The sequence below is a fragment of the Sinobaca sp. TMA16-18 genome (assembly GCF_059510535.1).
This window is the reverse complement of sequence record NZ_JCAKFM010000003.1, coordinates 306506-320776: the sequence shown is the minus strand read 5'-3', so window position 1 is coordinate 320776 and position 14271 is coordinate 306506. Positions and strand designations below refer to the sequence as shown.

Annotated in this window: 14 protein-coding genes; 12 read left to right on the top strand and 2 right to left on the bottom strand. The window is 44.4% G+C overall.

Going from position 1 to position 14271, the window contains the following annotated elements; all coding sequences use genetic code 11:
- Positions 1 to 15: 15 nt before the first annotated feature.
- Positions 16 to 153, bottom strand: coding sequence for a YqzM family protein (locus tag AC5W14_RS07880; protein WP_496058781.1), 138 nt, complete (start codon positions 151 to 153; stop codon positions 16 to 18).
- 151 nt (positions 154 to 304) lie between these two features.
- Here AC5W14_RS07880 and holA point away from each other — a divergent pair, with 151 nt between their 5' ends.
- On the top strand, positions 305 to 1351 hold the full coding sequence (gene holA, locus AC5W14_RS07875; RefSeq protein ID WP_496058780.1) for a DNA polymerase III subunit delta: 1047 nt from the start codon (positions 305 to 307) through the stop codon (positions 1349 to 1351).
- A gap of 44 nt (positions 1352 to 1395) precedes the next feature.
- On the opposite strand, the gene rpsT is transcribed toward holA, so the two are convergent.
- Positions 1396 to 1662: a 30S ribosomal protein S20 gene (gene rpsT / locus AC5W14_RS07870; protein ID WP_496058779.1), complete on the bottom strand. Its 267-nt coding sequence runs from the start codon at positions 1660 to 1662 to the stop codon at positions 1396 to 1398.
- Between the two features lie 270 nt (positions 1663 to 1932).
- Here rpsT and lepA point away from each other — a divergent pair, with 270 nt between their 5' ends.
- The 11 genes from lepA (at position 1933) to rpsU (ending at position 14049) form a co-directional block, all read left to right on the top strand.
- The gene (lepA, locus tag AC5W14_RS07865) at positions 1933 to 3759 is read left to right on the top strand and encodes a translation elongation factor 4 (protein ID WP_496058778.1); all 1827 of its coding nucleotides are present in this window, start codon (positions 1933 to 1935) and stop codon (positions 3757 to 3759) included.
- 73 nt (positions 3760 to 3832) lie between these two features.
- Entirely contained in the window at positions 3833 to 4978 is a 1146-nt protein-coding gene (gene hemW, locus AC5W14_RS07860; protein WP_496194069.1) for a radical SAM family heme chaperone HemW, read from the top strand.
- Between the two features lie 110 nt (positions 4979 to 5088).
- The gene (hrcA, locus tag AC5W14_RS07855) at positions 5089 to 6123 is read left to right on the top strand and encodes a heat-inducible transcriptional repressor HrcA (RefSeq protein ID WP_496058776.1); all 1035 of its coding nucleotides are present in this window, start codon (positions 5089 to 5091) and stop codon (positions 6121 to 6123) included.
- 85 nt (positions 6124 to 6208) lie between these two features.
- A complete protein-coding gene (gene grpE / locus AC5W14_RS07850; RefSeq protein ID WP_496058775.1) occupies positions 6209 to 6790 on the top strand; it encodes a nucleotide exchange factor GrpE in 582 nt (193 codons plus the stop codon).
- 39 nt (positions 6791 to 6829) lie between these two features.
- Positions 6830 to 8677 carry a molecular chaperone DnaK gene (gene dnaK / locus AC5W14_RS07845; RefSeq protein ID WP_496058774.1) on the top strand — a complete coding sequence of 616 codons (1848 nt, stop codon included), beginning with the start codon at positions 6830 to 6832 and terminating at the stop codon, positions 8675 to 8677.
- A 178-nt stretch (positions 8678 to 8855) separates the two neighbouring features.
- Positions 8856 to 9986, top strand: coding sequence for a molecular chaperone DnaJ (gene dnaJ, locus AC5W14_RS07840; RefSeq protein WP_496058773.1), 1131 nt, complete (start codon positions 8856 to 8858; stop codon positions 9984 to 9986).
- A gap of 21 nt (positions 9987 to 10007) precedes the next feature.
- On the top strand, positions 10008 to 10952 hold the full coding sequence (prmA, locus tag AC5W14_RS07835) for a 50S ribosomal protein L11 methyltransferase (RefSeq protein ID WP_496194068.1): 945 nt from the start codon (positions 10008 to 10010) through the stop codon (positions 10950 to 10952).
- Positions 10953 to 10965: 13 nt separating this feature from the next.
- A complete protein-coding gene (locus AC5W14_RS07830) occupies positions 10966 to 11721 on the top strand; it encodes an RsmE family RNA methyltransferase (protein WP_496194067.1) in 756 nt (251 codons plus the stop codon).
- A 5-nt stretch (positions 11722 to 11726) separates the two neighbouring features.
- Positions 11727 to 13070 (top strand): tRNA (N(6)-L-threonylcarbamoyladenosine(37)-C(2))-methylthiotransferase MtaB, encoded by a 1344-nt coding sequence (gene mtaB, locus AC5W14_RS07825; protein ID WP_496058770.1) that lies wholly within the window; start codon positions 11727 to 11729, stop codon positions 13068 to 13070.
- 12 nt (positions 13071 to 13082) lie between these two features.
- Positions 13083 to 13754: a deoxyribose-phosphate aldolase gene (deoC, locus tag AC5W14_RS07820; protein WP_496058769.1), complete on the top strand. Its 672-nt coding sequence runs from the start codon at positions 13083 to 13085 to the stop codon at positions 13752 to 13754.
- Positions 13755 to 13875: 121 nt separating this feature from the next.
- Positions 13876 to 14049 carry a 30S ribosomal protein S21 gene (gene rpsU, locus AC5W14_RS07815; RefSeq protein ID WP_120193423.1) on the top strand — a complete coding sequence of 58 codons (174 nt, stop codon included), beginning with the start codon at positions 13876 to 13878 and terminating at the stop codon, positions 14047 to 14049.
- Positions 14050 to 14271: the final 222 nt, after the last annotated feature.

Here is a 14271-nt window from a genome sequence, read left to right as displayed (position 1 = left end):
AATGGGAGGCTTCTTTTACAGGTTTCCTACAAAATGAACAACGGTAGCGATAATAAAAATAAGAGAGAAAAAGCTGAAGGAGACTACTCCTGCTACCGCGGAGTCCAGTAAATCATTCCGTTTACTCTGTACATCTTTTTCAAATGGATTCACAGCGAAACTCCTCTCCGTTGCATTCTACACTCATTATAAAGGAAGCGCTGTCAGAAATCCATACAAATTCTGCCGGAAAATCTATAGTTATTTCTTCTGAAACAGAGCCCATGTAAGGTAGAATAAAAGAAGATGAAAATTAGTGCAAAGGGTGAGGACAATCGATTATTTAACCATGCAGAAAGAAATAAAAGCCGGACAGACAGCTCCTTTGTATGTATTTTATGGAAGTGAAGCTTTTCTTATGGAAAAAATGACTAATTTAATTGTGAAACAGACGCTGCAGGAAGAAGAAAGGGATTTTCAATTTATTGTTTATGATATGAGGGAAACGTCTGTGGAAACCGGGGTCGAAGAAGCAGAAACCCTTCCTTTTTTCGGATCAAATAAAGTAGTGCTGCTGCAGCACTGCTACTTTCTGACCGGGGTGCGGGAAAAAGAAAAGGTAGAACATAATCTTAAAGCGCTGGAGGCGTACTGCCAAAATCCGGCTGCAGAAACCGTATTAATTCTATCTGTTCCCGCTGATAAGCTGGATGAACGAAAAAAAGTAGTGAAGACGCTGAAAAAAGAAGGGAAAGTGCTTCAGGCCGGAGCACCGGATCAACGAAGTATGGAAAAGTGGGTAGACGCTCAGTTTAAGCAGAAAAAGCAATCGATTGATCCGGAAGCAAAAACAGAACTGATTAAACGAGCGGGATTTAATTTAAATATGCTTTCAAATGAAACGGATAAACTGGCTTTGTACGCTTCACAGGGAGAAGCAGTCAATCGGAAGGATATTGAGGCGCTGACTCCAGTTACCCTGGAAGACAATGTATTCACCCTCGTGGACCGGGTAATAAGCCAGCGGACAGATGAAGCGCTCCGCATCTATTACGATCTCCTTAAACAAAAAGAAGAACCAATAAAAATTCTGGCGCTTCTCGCCAGGCAGACGCGGATGATTATTCATGTCCTTTATTTGAAAAAGCAGGGGTATTCCCGGCAGAAAATGGCCGGCCAGCTGAAGCTGCATCCTTATGCAGTAAAAATTGCAGAAGAACAGGGGAGAAATTATAATGAGGCCGTTCTGGAAAATAGTTTAAAGGAACTGGCTTCGGCGGATTTTGATATAAAAACTGGAAAAATGGATAAAGAAATGCGTTTGGAGTTAAGTATTATTACGCTGTCCAAGCATAAATACTTTTCTGCATAAAAAAGCCGCCCTCCTTATAAAAAGGAAGGCGGCGGAAACGCTCATTATTGAGCGATTTTATTTAGGTGCTTCTGCATACGTGATTTTTCACGTGAAGCTGCATTATGATGAATGATATTTTTGTCGGCTGCCTTATCTACTTTTTTAGAAGCTAGCAGAAAAAGTTCTTTAGCGCCTGCTTCGTCATTGTTTTCTACTTTTTTGTAGAATTCTTTAACAGCAGAACGTGTCGCAGATTTGAAAGCCTGCTGCTTCACACGCTTTGTTTCGTTTGTTATAACGCGTTTTTTAGCTGATTTAATATTTGCCATGGTACCCACCTCCTTAAAGTGATTCAAGTTCCGTTCTTTTATGAACACAGAAGGATTTTACCAAAATTTAAACTTTGGCGCAAGGCAAAGTGAATATATATTTGAAGTAACAACCTACGATTGCTATAATGAAGAGTAGTCTTTATCCCGTATAAAAATATAACGGTTGTTTCCTACTACAGCTTCCTGGTCGAATAAACGAATCGGGAGCTGCTTTTATATGCAGAACTACATATTCAAATAAGATTGAACCGGCAGGAGTGAAGCTTCATGAATAACAAAGACAGGTTGGAAAGACAAAAACGAATCAGGAATTTTTCTATTATTGCCCATATTGACCACGGTAAATCAACATTAGCCGATAGGATTCTTGAATCCACCAGTGCGTTGACCAAGCGCGAAATGAAAGAGCAGACGCTTGATGCGATGGACCTTGAGCGTGAGCGGGGAATTACAATAAAATTGAACTCGGTACAGCTTAAGCATACGCATACCGATGGAGAAGAATACATTTTCCACTTAATTGATACTCCGGGACATGTAGACTTTTCGTATGAAGTATCAAGAAGCCTTGCCGCCTGTGAAGGCGCACTTCTAATTGTAGATGCTGCACAGGGAATCGAAGCCCAGACCCTGGCTAACGTTTACCTGGCTCTGGACAATGACCTGGAAATTATTCCGGTTATTAATAAGATAGACCTTCCAAGTGCGGAGCCTGAACGGGTAAAGCAGGAAATTGAAGACGTGATCGGCCTGGACGCATCGGAGGCCGTTCATGCATCAGCTAAAAGTGGAATTGGCATCGAAGAAATACTCAGCCAGATTGTAGAAAAGGTGCCGGCACCCCAGGGAGATCCCGAAAAACCGCTTCAGGCGCTTATTTTTGACTCGCTGTATGACACGTACCGCGGGGTTATTTCCTACATCCGTGTAATGGAAGGCACTATACGCCCCGGCCAGAAAATTAAAATGATGGCTACCGGAAAAGAATTCGAAGTTTCTGAAGTAGGCGTATTTACCCCTAAGCCAATTGCATGTGATGAACTGACGGTAGGGGATGTAGGATTTGTAACTGCTGCTGTCAAAAATGTCGGCGACTCCCGCGTAGGTGATACGATCACAGACGCCGAACGTCCGGCAGAAGTTCAGCTGGAAGGGTACAAAAAGATGAATCCGATGGTATTCTGCGGCCTGTATCCGGTGGATGCCAATGACTACAACCCGCTCCGCGATGCGCTGGAGCGCCTGGAGTTAAACGACAGCTCACTGCAGTATGAAGCAGAGACGTCCCAGGCCCTCGGATTTGGTTTCCGGGCAGGGTTTCTTGGATTGCTGCATATGGAGATTGTACAGGAACGTATTGAACGGGAATACGGCATTGATCTGATCACGACAGCGCCAAGTGTTATTTATAACGTGTACCTCACCGATGAAACAATGATTTCTATCGATAACCCGGCTAACTTTCCCAATCCGCAGAAAGTGGATTATGTAGAAGAGCCGTTTGTTAAAGCGACCGTAATGGTACCTAACGATTTTGTAGGATCGGTAATGGAGCTCTGCCAGAAAAAACGTGGAGAGTTTATCGATATGAAGTATATGGATGCCAACCGTGTAAATATTGTGTACAATATCCCACTGACAGAAATTGTTTATGATTTCTTTGATCAGCTGAAATCGAGTACAAAAGGCTATGCTTCATTTGATTACGAAATGATTGGATTCAGGCAGTCCAGTCTTGTGAAAATGGACATTCTTCTAAACGGGGAAACTGTCGATGCCTTATCGATCATTGTTCACCGTGATTTTGCCTACGAAAGAGGCAAGGCAATTACCGACAAGCTCAAAGACCTTATCCCGAGACAGCAGTTTGAAGTGCCGATTCAGGCAAGCATAGGCCAGAAAATCATTGCCAGACAGACGATTAAAGCAATGCGTAAAAACGTTCTCTCTAAATGCTACGGCGGGGATATTTCCAGAAAAAGAAAACTTCTCGACAAGCAGAAAGAAGGAAAAAAACGAATGAAGAGTGTCGGCAAAGTAGATGTGCCGCAGGAAGCATTTATGTCTGTATTGAAAATGGATAACGACAAATAAAAGGGAAGGACTGTCTATCCAACAGACAGTCCTTTTCCAACGGAAAACAGAATGCAGGGAAGGAGGAGAAAAAATGGCAGCAACTTCAGCATATATTCATATCCCTTTTTGCAGGCAGATATGCTTTTACTGTGATTTTAATAAATTTCTCATTGACCGCCAGCCGGTGGATGAATACCTTGACGCATTGGAAGAGGAAATCAGACAGGCCGGTATCAGCGTTCCGCTGAATTCGATTTATATCGGAGGCGGAACCCCAACCGCCCTGAACGAGAAGCAGGTTATCAGAATGCTGGACATTGTTGACCGCCACATTCCGCTCGCGGATGGTGCAGAGTATACGGTGGAAGTGAATCCGGGTGAAATTACTATGGAGAAGCTGGCAGCCATGAAAACGAGCGGTGTCAACCGTCTCAGTATTGGCGTGCAGAGTTTTGAAACGCGGCTGCTGGAGGCTATTGGCAGAGGGCATGGCAGGGAAGACGCGGTAGAGGCAGTAACCTTGGCCCAAAAAGCCGGGTTTGATAACTATTCGATTGATTTAATGTTCGGCCTGCCGGGACAGACGATGGCTGATTTTCAAGCTTCATTGGATATGGCGGTGCAGCTGAATGTGCCTCACATCTCCGCCTATTCGTTGAAAATTGAAGAAAAAACGATGTTTCATAATTGGTACAAACAAGGCCGTCTTGCTCCTTTTCCGGAAGATACGGAAGCGGACATGTACGAGCTTCTGCTGGACTACGGGAGCCGCAACGGGCTTTATCCTTACGAAATAAGCAACCTTGCAGCCAAAGGACATGAAAGCTTTCATAACTGTGTGTACTGGAAAAACGAAGAATATTATGGATTTGGTGCAGGGGCCCACGGGTACGTAAATGGAGTCCGCTATGCCAATATCGCTCCGCTGACTCACTATATTAAAGCAGTTGAGCAGGGAGAACCGATAATTAAAGAAGAAACCCGGGTGAGCAGAGCAGAGAAAATGGAAGAAGAAATGTTTTTAGGGCTGCGGATGTATGACGGTGTGGACAAAAGCAGGTTTAAAGAACGGTATGGAATGGAATATAAAGAGGTGTTTGCCACAGCTGTACCGGAATTGTTTCAGCAGGGGCTGATTGAAGAATCTGCAGAAAAAGTAAGACTTACACCGCGGGGCAGACTGCTCGGAAACGAAGTATTTGAAAAGTTTTTATTGGAAAAAGACAATGCCTTTTAAAATTCTCAATTAATTCCGTTGAATATAATTGACAAAAAGAGAGGTCTTTGATAACTTAACATATAGATTTAGCACTCGAACAACCGGAGTGCTAAAAGAGGTGATAATGGATGTTATCGAATAGACAGCTGCTGATTTTGCAGGCCATTATAAATGGCTATATTAAATCAGCTGAACCGGTTGGATCCAGAAGCATATCGCAGGAAAAAAGTATTTCATTCAGCCCGGCCACGATAAGAAATGAAATGGCAGATTTGGAAGAGCTCGGTTTTTTAGAAAAAACGCACAGCTCTTCCGGACGCGTGCCGTCTGAAAAAGGCTACCGGCATTATGTAGACCATCTGCTTCTGCCGCATCATTTTTCAAAAAATGAAGTAACGAACATGAAGTCGTTGTTCAAACAGAAAATTCTGGAGGCAGATCAGGCGGTTAAACATTCCGCAACCATTTTATCAGAGCTTACGAGCTATGTGTCTATCGTCCTCGGTCCGAAAATGTTTGATGCAAAGCTGAAAAGTATACAGGTGATTCCGCTGCGCGAGGATGCTGCAGTTGCTATCCTGGTTACAGATACAGGCCACGTAGAAAACAAAGCAGTAAGTCTTCCGAGAGGGTTAAGCAGCTCAGATCTTGAAAAAATGGTTAATATCCTCAATGAAAGGCTCAGCGGCGTTCCTTTATACATGCTGGAACAGAAAATGGAAAATGAAATTTCCGTTCTAATGAAACAGCATATTGATAATTATGCAGAAGCACTTCTTTTTGCAGAGGACACGCTGAAAAAGAGCTCAAGCGAACGAGTATACTACGGAGGCAAGACGAACCTCCTAAACCAGCCTGAGTTTAAAGACATTGCGAAAGTGAAATCTTTATATGAGCTTTTTGAAAAAGAAGATATGATGCACGACCTTTTAAAGCCAAATAAGTCAGGCCTTTCTATACGAATTGGGCAGGAAAATGAGAATGCCGCATTTGAACACTGCAGTATTATCTCCGCCACCTATTCTTTTAATGGCAGAGCAGTAGGCACCATTGGAATTGTAGGCCCCAAGCGAATGGAATACCCGAAAGTCATCAGCTTGATCCAGCATATCTCCCATGACCTGGAGGATATTCTGGAGAACCTGTACAGAACAGATGCTTAGTGATATCATGTATGATTGGCTGTGGAGAGAAATATCTCTCCTTCTTTCTATGTAAAAAGCAAGAAAACTGGTGGAGGTGAAAGATATGAAAAAAGATGAACCGCTATCTAACGAAGAAACAGAAACGTTAAATGATGAAAAACAAGAAGAGACGACCGAAGAAGATACGGTCGAAATTATAGATAATGACGCTTCTAATGAAGTAGTATCAGAAGACGAGCAGCGCATTCAGGAGCTTGAAGCGGAAGTGCTGGAATGGAAAAACCGTTCCCTTAGAACGCAGGCAGACCTTGATAACGTAAGAAAGCGCGCAAAAGAAGAAAAGGTGAAGCTGGAAAAATACCGCGCGGAAAAGCTTCTGCTTGGTATGATGCCGGCTCTTGATAACTTTGAAAGAGCGCTTAAAGCAGAGCCGGAAGGCGAGGAAGCCAGATCCATCTATAAAGGGGTGGAAATGGTGTTTAACCAGCTTAAAGAAGCAGCCGCAGCAGAAGGGCTGCAGGAAATGCCTACTGTCGGCGAAATGTTTGATCCGCATTATCATCAAGCGGTCATGCAGGTTGAAGAAGAAGGGTTTGAGTCCAACCAAATAGTGGAAGAACTCCAAAAGGGCTATCTGTTAAAAGATAAAGTACTGCGCCCGGCAATGGTTAAAGTAAACGCATAAACAAAAATGGTTAATTAATAGTAGGAGGATGAACTGACAATGAGTAGAACAATTGGTATTGACTTAGGAACAACAAATTCATGTGTAGCAGTGATGGAGGGCGGAGAAGCAGTAGTTATTCCCAACCCGGAAGGTAACCGCACGACACCATCTGTTGTTGCATTTAAAGACGGCGAGCGCCAGGTAGGGGAAGTAGCCAAGCGCCAGTCTATTACAAACCCAAACACGATCCAGTCCATTAAGCGTCATATGGGTACGGATTATAAAGTAGAAGCAGAAGGCAAGCAGCAGACTCCACAGGAGATCAGTGCCATCATTCTGCAGAAGCTTAAATCAGATGCAGAAGCTTATTTAGGCGAAACAGTAACAAAAGCTGTAATTACCGTTCCGGCTTACTTCAATGACTCCCAGCGCCAGGCTACAAAAGATGCCGGTAAAATCGCTGGACTTGAAGTAGAACGTATCGTAAACGAGCCTACAGCGGCAGCATTAGCTTACGGCCTTGAAAAAGAAGAAGACCAGACGATCCTTGTGTATGACTTGGGCGGCGGTACGTTTGACGTATCCATCCTTGAGCTTGGTGAAGGCTTTTTCGAAGTAAAATCAACATTTGGTGACAACAAGCTTGGCGGAGACGATTTTGACCAGATCATTATTGACCACCTTGTAACTGAGTTCAAAAAAGAAAACGGCATTGACCTTTCGCAGGATAAAATGGCCGTTCAGCGCTTAAAAGATGCTGCGGAAAAAGCGAAGAAAGATCTATCCGGTGTATCCCAGACGCAGATTTCCCTTCCATTTATTACAGCAGATGCAAGCGGACCTAAGCACCTTGAGCTTACATTAAGCCGTGCGAAGTTCGATGACCTTACTTCTTCTCTTGTGGAAAAAACAATGGGACCTACACGCCAGGCGTTGAAAGACTCCGGCTTGAGTGCTTCTGAAATCGATAAAGTTATCCTTGTCGGCGGATCTACAAGAATTCCTGCTGTTCAGGAAGAAATTAAAAAGCTTACCGGCAAAGATCCACACAAAGGCGTAAACCCGGATGAAGTTGTTGCTCTTGGTGCAGCTGTTCAAGCCGGCGTACTTTCCGGTGATGTGAAAGACGTTGTACTACTTGACGTAACGCCGCTTTCTCTTGGAATTGAAACGATGGGTGGAGTATCAACTCGTTTGATCGATCGCAATACAACGATCCCAACAAGCAAATCCCAGACGTTCTCTACTGCCTCAGACAATCAGCCTTCTGTTGATATTCATGTGCTGCAGGGTGAGCGCGAAATGGCAGCAGACAACAAGACGCTTGGCCGTTTTCAGCTTACAGATATTCCACCTGCACCACGTGGTGTACCACAGATTGAAGTAACGTTTGATATTGATGCAAATGGTATTGTAAACGTTCGTGCGAAAGATCTCGGCACAAACAAAGAGCAGTCGATTACGATTACGTCTTCATCCGGATTGAGCGATGAGGATGTTGAAAAAATGGTAAAAGACGCAGAAGAAAATGCAGAAGAAGATAAAAAACGCAAAGAGTCTGTAGAAGTACGCAATGAAGCAGACCAGCTTGTATTTACTACTGACAAAACGCTTAAAGATCTTGGCGACAGTGTAGAACAGGCAGATAAAGATAGTGCAGAAGCTGCCAAAGAAAAAGTAAAAACAGCTTTGGAAGGCGATGACATTGAAGCGATCAGAAGTGCAAAAGATGAGCTTCAGGAAGTCGTACAGCAGCTTTCGACTAAGCTTTATGAGCAGGCAGCTCAGCAGGCTCAGCAGGCTGAAGGCGGCGATGCCGGCGCAGCAGACGGCCAGAAAGATGACGACAACGTCGTTGATGCCGATTATGAAGAAGTAAATGAAGACGACAACAAAGATAAATAAGTAATAATGCAAAAGCAAAGGGGCTGTCCCATTACTAACGAAGCCAAGCTTCTTTAGGGGGCGGCCTCTTCTTTTATGTAAATGGGACGCCTATTTGTCATGGTTTCTGGTTGAATCAATAAATACGATAATGGTATGATTACCTTTGTGTAATGAGCGATGAACGGGAGTGAATAGATTGAGTAAAAAAGATTATTATGAAACGCTTGGCGTAGATAAAGATGCATCAGTAGATGAAGTAAAAAAGGCATATAGAAAATTAGCCAGAAAGTACCACCCGGACGTAAATAAAGAAGCAAACGCAGAAGAGAAATTTAAAGAAGTAAAAGATGCGTATGACGTATTAAGCGATCCGCAGAAAAAGTCCAACTACGACCAATTCGGAAGTGCAGAACCGAACCAGGGTTTCGGAGGCGGCGGAGCCGGCGACTTCGGCGGCGGGTTTGGCGACATTTTCGACATGTTCTTCGGCGGAGGCGGGGGCGGCGGCAGACGCCGTGACCCAAACGCTCCCCGTCAAGGCGCAGACCTGCAGTATACAATGACGCTCGCTTTTAAAGAGGCGGTATTTGGAAAAACGACTGAAATTGAAATTCCAAAAGAAGAAACATGCGGTACGTGTGACGGAGATGGTGCAAAGCCTGGTACGAGCCCGAAAACCTGCAGCAAATGTGGAGGAGCCGGCCAGCTTAACGTAGAGCAGAATACACCGTTCGGACGTGTCGTGAACCGTCGTGTATGTGATAACTGTCAGGGTACCGGAAAAATCATTCCTGAAAAGTGTAAAACGTGCGGCGGCAGAGGAAGAATTACGAAAAACAAAAAAATCAGCATTAAAGTTCCGGCAGGCGTCGACTATGGCCAGCAGATTCGCGTATCCGGCCAGGGTGAAGCAGGCGTGAACGGTGGACCTCCCGGAGATCTATACGTCGTGTTTGATGTACAGTCCCATGAATTCTTTGAACGCGAAGGCGACGATGTGTTCTGTGAAATGCCTCTTACTTTCGCTCAGGCAGCACTCGGCGATGAAATTGAAGTACCGGCTTTAAGCGGTAAGGTTAAATTGAAAATTCCAGCAGGCACTCAGTCCGGAACGAGCTTCCGCATGAGAGGGAAAGGTATCCCTAACGTTCACGGCCGCGGGCACGGAGATCAGCATATTAAAGTGAAAGTTATTGTTCCGAAAAAACTTTCCGATGATCAAAAAGATCTGATACGGGAATTTGCCAAAGTAAGCGGAGATTCCAATGTGGACGAACAGCACCAGAATTTTTTTGATAAAGTAAAGCGCGCGTTTCGCGGAGACTAATAAAGCGTATGGGAGAAAAAAATGAGTAAATGGACGGAATGCAGCATTCACACTACGGAACAGGCGATTGAGCCTGTTTCGTATATTTTACATCAGGCCGGAGCAAGCGGGGTTGTAATTGAAGACTCTGCAGACTTGACGAGACTATGGGATGAAGCGGAAGACGAAATGTATAAACTTTCAGCAGAGGATTACCCGGAGGAAGGGGCAATTGTAAAAGCTTATTTTCCGGCCAATGAATACGTGGGTGAGACGGTCAAGAAAATTAAAGCGGCTCTCAAGGATCTTCCTCTTTATGGTATTGATCCGGGATCGGTTGAAGTTGTGCTTGCTGAAGTATACGAAGAAGACTGGGCAAACTCCTGGAAACAGTATTATAAACCGGTAAGAATGTCGGATACTTTGACGGTGGCACCAAGCTGGGAAGTGTATGTACCGGAGTCATCATTGGAAAAAGTGATTGAACTGGATCCCGGCATGGCTTTTGGAACAGGAACCCATCCGACCACGATGCTGTGCATCCAGGCTCTTGAAAGAGAGCTTAAAGGCGGCGAAACGGTACTCGATGTCGGCACCGGATCAGGAATTCTTGCGATAGCAGCTGCAAAATTGGGAGCCGCTGACGTGAAAGCATTTGACCTGGATGATATTGCCGTACAAAGTGCACTGGAAAATGTAGAATACAATAAATGCACATCGATTGTGAAAGTAACCAAGAATGATCTGCTTGCAGGCTCTTCCGTGCAGGCAGACCTGATTGTTGCCAATATATTAGCGGATATTATTATAAGGCTGATGGACGGTGCCTACAGCCAGTTGAAAGCAGGAGGCATCTTTATTGCTTCCGGTATCATAGAGAGCAAGCGCAGCCAGGTGGAGCAGGCGCTTCTTGATACAGGCTTTAAAGAGCTGGAAGTGCATACAATGGAGGACTGGGTCCTTTTTAAAGCAGTTAAGCCCGAGTAAAGGATGCGAACGGATGCAGAGATATTTTATTCCCTCACCCCAAATGGAGAAAAGCACGGCAGTCATTCGAGGGGATGATGCCAAACACATCATAAAAGTAATGAGAATGGAGACCGGCAGCAGGGTAGTCGTATTAGACAACGAAGGCCGTGCTGCGGTTGGTGTGATCCGCTCATTTAACGACAGCGGTGAAGTGTGCCTTGATCTGGAGCAGGAAGAACAGAGCAGCAGTGAACTGCCTGTTAAAGCAGCGATTGCCCAGGCACTTGTAAAAGGGGATAAGCTCGATTATATTGTACAGAAAAGCACCGAGCTGGGTGCTTCTGTTATTTATATTTATCAGGCAGAACGTTCTGTTGTAAAATGGGATCAGGCGAAGGCGTCTAAAAAGATAGATCGCCTTCAGAAAATAGCAAAAGAGGCGGCAGAGCAGTCTGAAAGGCTTATTATTCCACAGGTTGTATATTGTGAAAATACAGATCAACTGATGGAACAGGCCGCGCTTTATAAAGAGCGTCTCGTCATAGATGAGGAGCAGGCACGATCCAAAGCCCACAGCGCACTGGCGGAAGCCTTAAGCCGTTCCCGGAAGGATGCCTCTTTTTTTGCCTGTATTGGTCCGGAAGGCGGCATCAGTGGGAAAGAAAAAAGTGAAATGTTGAACCATGCGTTTTATTCTGTCAGCCTGGGTCCCCGCATTCTCAGAAGTGAAACGGCATCATCGTATTTCCTGGCCGTACTGTCCTACCATTTTGAATTAATGAGGTGAACGCAATGAGCAATGTGGCTTTCCACACCCTGGGGTGTAAAGTAAACCATTACGAAACAGAGGCTATTTGGCAGCTGTTTAAAGACGAAGGATATGAAAAAACAGATTTTGATAAACGAGCGGACGTGTATGTCATTAATACTTGTACCGTGACAAACACAGGAGATAAAAAAAGCCGGCAGGTTATCCGCCGGGCAGTCAGGAAAAATCCTGAAGCGGTTATCTGTGTAACGGGCTGTTACGCCCAGACGTCCCCGGCGGAAATTATGGCGATTCCCGGAGTGGATATCGTTGTAGGCACGCAGGATCGTAAAAAAATGCTCCCATACATTGAACAATTTAAAAAAGAAAGAGAACCAATAAACGGTGTCGGCAATATTATGAAAACAAGAGTGTATGAAGAGCTGGATGTACCATCGTTTACCGACCGTACCCGTGCCTCGCTGAAAATTCAGGAAGGCTGTAATAACTTTTGTACATTCTGCATCATTCCCTGGGCGAGAGGCCTTCTTCGTTCAAGGGATCCCAAAGAAGTCTTAAAGCAGGCGCACCAGCTTGTAGAGGCGGGGTATAAAGAGATTGTCCTGACCGGTATTCACACGGGCGGGTACGGAGAAGATATGAAAGATTATCATTTATCGGATCTGCTTCTTGAACTGGAAAAAGTAGACGGACTTAAGCGTATCCGAATTTCATCGATTGAAGCAAGTCAGATTACTGACGAAGTTATTGATGTGATTAAAGCTTCCCAAAAAGTAGTAAATCACCTTCATATTCCTCTTCAATCCGGATCAGACACGGTATTGAAAAGAATGCGCCGTAAATATACGAATGCTTTTTACGCGGAGCGAGTGGAGCGTCTAAAAGAAGCACTCCCCGGACTTGCGGTAACATCTGACGTGATCGTCGGCTTCCCGGGAGAAACAAAAGAAGAATTCCAGGAAACCTTTGATTTTATTTCCAGGCTGGAATTCTCAGAACTGCATGTGTTCCCCTATTCCAAACGGACAGGTACTCCTGCAGCGAGAATGGAAGAGCAGGTGGATGAGGAAATAAAAAATGAAAGAGTGCATCGTTTAATTGCTTTATCCAACCAGCTTGCCAAGCAGTATGCAGCGCGTCACGAAGGAGAAGTATTGGAAGTGATTCCGGAAGAACAGGAAAAAGAAGATCCGGAGAGCGGACGTTTAGTCGGTTATTCCACAAACTACATGAAAGTAAAGTTTGAGGCGGATGCATCTGTTATCGGAAAAATTGTTAGAGTGAAAATAAACAAGGCAGGGTACCCTTACAACGAAGGAGAAGTAGTACGAATCGTTGAAGAGGAAGAGCTCCTGCAATCGCAATAAAGGAGAGATACGATGAAGAATATGGCAGCAATGATAGACCACACGCTTTTAAAGCCGGAAGCAACATTTGAACAGATTCAGAAACTGGCCCGCGAAGCGAAAGAAAATGAATTTGCTTCTGTATGTGTGAATCCGGCGATGGTGGAAGAAGCCTTCTCTATATTGAGAGAAACGTCAGTAAAGGTCTGTACCGTTATTGGATTCCCGCTTGGCGCCTCTACACCGGAAGCAAAAGCTGCGGAAGCAGAACAGGCAATGAAGCAGGGTGCAGCAGAACTGGATATGGTTATTAATATAGGTGCTTTAAAATCAGGGCGGGATGAAGTAGTACTCCGGGATATTCAATCAGTAGTGGGGGCAGCAGACAAACTGGCTCTCGTTAAGGTGATTATTGAAACATCTCTTCTCACCGATGATGAAAAAAGAAAAGCCTGTGAACTGGCGCTCGAAGCCGGAGCTGACTTTGTTAAAACTTCCACCGGATTTGCCGGCGGCGGTGCAACCGTAGAAGATGTAACATTAATGAAAAGCATCGTAGGAGAAAAGGCGCAAGTCAAAGCAAGCGGCGGCATCAGGGATCTGAAAACAGCCGAAGCGATGATAAATGCAGGAGCATCGAGACTTGGTACAAGCTCAGGTGTAGCGCTCGTATCAGGAGACCAGGCAGAAGAAGGAAGCTACTAATCCAAAAGATTTAAATAATGACAAGAGCTGTATTGCTTTTTTATTCCATATGCATTATAATTTTATAAAATGATCAATTATTTAATTGGTTATATTGGTTGTCCGGAGGGAGGGAATCATTATGGCTGAAACACGAGTTCGTAAGAATGAGTCCATTGATGTCGCTCTTCGCCGTTTTAAGCGTTCGCTTTCAAAAGAAGGAACATTGGCTGAAGTGCGTAAGAGAAAGCATTATGAAAAGCCTAGCATTAAGCGTAAGAAGAAGAGTGAAGCGGCAAGAAGCCGTAAATTCTAATTTGCGTTCCAATCTGGCAAAAATAAGCAATACAAGTGTTAGAAGAAATGCCCTGGCATTTTCTGTTAAAAATATAGGGCAAGAGATGCGGGAACCGTTAGCCTAAAGGCTTTGTTTCTAAAGGATTCTCTCCACGTAAGTTTCTTCAGCAGTTAAAAGCATGTCTTCCATTGAAGGAGGCATGCTTTTTCTGTATGATTCTCCGGCTTTGTTTATATTTTG

Bases quoted from the DNA above. Each gene is read 5' to 3' on its own strand.
- prmA (WP_496194068.1), top strand. From the start codon at position 10,008: ATGAGTAAATGGACGGAATGCAGCATTCACACTACGGAACAGGCGATT.
- dnaK (WP_496058774.1), top strand. From the start codon at position 6,830: ATGAGTAGAACAATTGGTATTGACTTAGGAACAACAAATTCATGTGTA.
- hemW (WP_496194069.1), top strand. From the start codon at position 3,833: ATGGCAGCAACTTCAGCATATATTCATATCCCTTTTTGCAGGCAGATA.
- deoC (WP_496058769.1), top strand. From the start codon at position 13,083: ATGAAGAATATGGCAGCAATGATAGACCACACGCTTTTAAAGCCGGAA.
- rpsU (WP_120193423.1), top strand. From the start codon at position 13,876: ATGGCTGAAACACGAGTTCGTAAGAATGAGTCCATTGATGTCGCTCTT.
- grpE (WP_496058775.1), top strand. From the start codon at position 6,209: ATGAAAAAAGATGAACCGCTATCTAACGAAGAAACAGAAACGTTAAAT.
- lepA (WP_496058778.1), top strand. From the start codon at position 1,933: ATGAATAACAAAGACAGGTTGGAAAGACAAAAACGAATCAGGAATTTT.
- AC5W14_RS07830 (WP_496194067.1), top strand. From the start codon at position 10,966: ATGCAGAGATATTTTATTCCCTCACCCCAAATGGAGAAAAGCACGGCA.
- hrcA (WP_496058776.1), top strand. From the start codon at position 5,089: ATGTTATCGAATAGACAGCTGCTGATTTTGCAGGCCATTATAAATGGC.
- mtaB (WP_496058770.1), top strand. From the start codon at position 11,727: ATGAGCAATGTGGCTTTCCACACCCTGGGGTGTAAAGTAAACCATTAC.
- rpsT (WP_496058779.1), bottom strand. From the start codon at position 1,662: ATGGCAAATATTAAATCAGCTAAAAAACGCGTTATAACAAACGAAACA.